This is a genomic window from Archangium sp. (assembly GCF_036389735.1).
GTDB lineage: Bacteria > Myxococcota > Myxococcia > Myxococcales > Myxococcaceae > Archangium.
This window is the reverse complement of sequence record NZ_DASVWK010000644.1, coordinates 1-2,615: the sequence shown is the minus strand read 5'-3', so window position 1 is coordinate 2,615 and position 2,615 is coordinate 1. Positions and strand designations below refer to the sequence as shown.

Genomic DNA, 2,615 nt, shown 5'->3' with positions numbered 1-2,615 from the left:
ATGACGATGACCCCCTCACCCTGATCCACGCCGGCCACGGCCTGCTTCATCTTCGCCCGGAGATCCTCCACGGAGGTTCCAGGCTCGATGTTACAGGTCGCCACCGCGGGCAGCTTGCCCACGATCTGCTCCGCGGTCGCTACCAGCTCGTCCGCCAGACGTCCGTGCGATGCCACTACGAGGCCGACCATGTTCACCTCTCACCAGCCCCCCAGGGCTGACTGACTACGCCTGAATGGACTGATGCGCAACCTCCGCCAGAAGTTTCCGCTCCCATTCCACCCACCACGCCTGCCTCCCTACTCTCCCCTACCCCTCCACCCACAAGCAACGTAAGGCCGGTCCTGACGCATTGCCCGCGATTTCACCGCCGACAGAACGAGAGGGTGTCGGCTGCAGGACGGGGAAGCGGGGCAGGCAGGCACGAAACGAGCATCCCCCACTTGTAGAGAAAGAGCGAGGTGGACAGGGGTGTGACGACAGGGGGGGAGGACGCCTACTCCTTCTCGATGTCGCGGTCCCACAGCTGCACGCGCGGGTGGTCTCCGACGAGCCGCTGACGCAGCTCCTCGGCGATGGCCACCGAGCGGTGCTTGCCGCCGGTGCAGCCCAGGGCGACGGTGAGGTAGGCCTTGCCCTCCTTCTGGTAGCGCGGGAAGAGGAAGCGGCAGAGGTCCACCACCTTCTCCACGAACTGCCGCGTCTCCTCGCGGTCCAGCACGTACGAGGACACGCGCGGGTCCTTCCCCGTCAGCCCCTTGAGCTCCGGGACGAAGTAGGGGTTGGGCAGGAAGCGCACGTCGAAGACCAGGTCCGCCTGCGACGGCACCCCGTGCCGGAAACCGAAGGACATGACGGACAGCGACGGTCCGCTCGCCGGCTCCGGGCTGAAGCGCGCCTGCACCATGCGCTTGAGGTCGTGCACGTTGAGCACCGACGAGTCGATGACCTGGTCGGCCAGCTCGCGCAGGTCCTTGAGCGCCTCGCGCTCGGCCTGGAGGCCCTCGGCCACGGTGCCCGTGGGGGCCAGCGGATGGCGGCGGCGCGTCTCGCTGAAGCGGCGGATGAGGCTCTCATCGCTCGCGTCCAGGAAGAGCACCTCGATGTGGTGCCCCGCCCGGCGCACCTCGTCCAGGATCCGGGGCGCCTCGTGGAGGAAGATGCCCTCGCGCGCATCCACCACCAGAGCCAGGTGCGAGAATTGCCCGCCACCGGCCAGCTCCGTGAGCTTGGGCAGCAGCAGCACCGGCAGGTTGTCGATGCAGAAGAAGCCGACATCCTCCAGCGCGCGGATGACGGTGGACTTGCCCGAGCCGGACATGCCCGTGATGACGACGATGTGCTTGGCCGGGGCGGTCACTCGACTTCCTCACCCATGGAGCGGCGCGTCGCCCCTTCGGCGATGGCGCGGTTGAGTCGCTCGGCGAACTCTCTCGCCGAGTGGTGGCCCTGCTGCTTGAGCAGTTGGTTGCGAGCGGCCACTTCGATGATGGTGGTCATGTTGCGGCCCGGGCGCACGGGCACCACCGACAGCGGGATATCCACACCCACGATGTCCATGTACCGGTCCTCCACGCCCAGCCGGTCATACTCCTGCTGCGGGTCCCACTCGTGCAATTCAATCACCAGTTCGATCTTCTTGCGCTCGCGCACCGAGGCCACGCCGAACAGGTCCTTGATGTTGATGATGCCCAGGCCGCGAATCTCCATGTGGTGGCGGATGACGGGGTTGCCCGCGCCATACACCGTGCCCTGACGGCGCCGCGTCACGTCCACGATGTCGTCGGCCACCAACCGGTGGCCGCGCATCACCAGGTCCAGGGCGATCTCACTCTTGCCGATGCCACTCTTGCCCAGCAGGAGGATGCCCACGCCGAACACGTCCATGAGCACGCCATGCAGACTGCTGGCCTCGGTGAGGGCCTCCTCCAGGAAGGCCTGCACCTGCTGGATGAACTGGCTGGAGAGCAGCGGGGTGCGCATGAGCGTGAGCCCCGCCTGCTCACACGCCTCGCGCAGCACCGGAGGCGGCTCCAGGTCCTTGGTCACCACCACGCACGCCAGCTCCTGCTGGAAGAGCGCGTGCAGCACCTCGCGCTGCCGCTCCGACGAGAGCGTGAGCAGGTAGGAGACCTCCGTGTTGCCGAACACCTGGACCCGGTGGGGGTGGAGGTGCTCGGTGAAGCCCGTGAGCGCCAGTCCCGGCTTCTGGATGCGCGAGGAGTTGACGCGGCGCTGCAGCCCGCGCTCCCCCGCCACCAGGGTGAGCCGGAGTTCGTATTCACGGTCCTCGAGGAGCTGGGAGACCCGGATTGAGTTCATCGGCAGGTGTGGAATATCACCCGCCGGGCTTTTTGCGTGGTGAACCCTCATGTCCGCCCCCACACCCACCCCTGTTCCCCCCCCCGCCGAGCGGCTTCTCGCCCGGGCTGTCCTCGTGCTGGCGCTGGGGGTGGGAGCCGCACTCCGGGTATGGACGGCCCTCACCGATGACGGCATCTACTGGCCGGACGAGGTCTTCCAGAGCCTGGAGCCCGCCCACCGGCTCGTCTTCGGCTACGGGCTGAAGGCCTGGGAGTTCATCGAGGGGGCACGAAACTGGGCCCTGCCGGCCC

At 67.6% G+C, this 2,615-nt stretch carries 3 protein-coding genes and 1 pseudogene; 1 reads left to right on the top strand and 3 read right to left on the bottom strand.

The genetic code is table 11. From position 1 onward, the window contains the following. From VF794_RS22505 to hprK, 3 genes are all read right to left on the bottom strand, one after another. Positions 1-191 (bottom strand): PTS sugar transporter subunit IIA (locus VF794_RS22505; RefSeq protein WP_414640941.1); only part of this gene is annotated, 191 nt, incomplete at its 3' end. Positions 192-496: 305 nt separating this feature from the next. Continuing rightward, a complete protein-coding gene (gene rapZ, locus VF794_RS22500; protein WP_331113666.1) occupies positions 497-1,360 on the bottom strand; it encodes an RNase adapter RapZ in 864 nt (287 codons plus the stop codon). Beyond that, complete coding sequence (gene hprK, locus VF794_RS22495) at positions 1,357-2,322, bottom strand: HPr(Ser) kinase/phosphatase (protein WP_331113664.1); 966 nt, start codon at positions 2,320-2,322, stop codon at positions 1,357-1,359. The genes rapZ and hprK overlap by 4 nt, the downstream gene beginning before the upstream one ends. A 49-nt stretch (positions 2,323-2,371) precedes the next feature. Here hprK and VF794_RS22490 point away from each other — a divergent pair. Further along, positions 2,372-2,615 (top strand): annotated as a pseudogene (locus VF794_RS22490) (hypothetical protein); the annotation flags it as partial.